The sequence below is a fragment of the Pseudomonas sp. 2995-3 genome (assembly GCF_002742565.1).
Lineage (GTDB): Bacteria > Pseudomonadota > Gammaproteobacteria > Pseudomonadales > Pseudomonadaceae > Aquipseudomonas > Aquipseudomonas edaphica.
This window is the reverse complement of record NZ_LJSB01000278.1, coordinates 1-287: the sequence shown is the minus strand read 5'-3', so window position 1 is coordinate 287 and position 287 is coordinate 1. Positions and strand designations below refer to the sequence as shown.

Sequence of the window (287 nt, the reverse complement as noted above, 5' to 3'; positions counted from 1 at the left end):
AGCTTTATTTGCCACAGGGGGAACAATTTCAATGGAAATTGACTCTGAAACGGGATTGGCAGTACCAACACTTAGTGGAAGGGAGTTACTAGATCGTATACCTGAATCTATGAAAGAGTGTGAAGTTGATGTTATTGAAATTGATAAAGTTGGTGGTGGTCAATTGACCATGACTCACTTTTTCAAAATAGCTGAAAACATCAAGGAGCTAACTCTTTCAAATGAATACCATGGTTTTGTTATAACCCAGGGAACAGATGCAATGGAGGAGTCTGGATATTTATTAG

1 protein-coding gene is annotated in these 287 nt (G+C 38.0%); it reads left to right on the top strand.

Annotation, left to right across the window (positions count from 1 at the left end):
- Positions 1-31: 31 nt before the first annotated feature.
- Positions 32-287: asparaginase domain-containing protein (locus tag AOA62_RS31585; RefSeq protein ID WP_256592481.1), on the top strand; the 256-nt coding region annotated here is incomplete at its 3' end.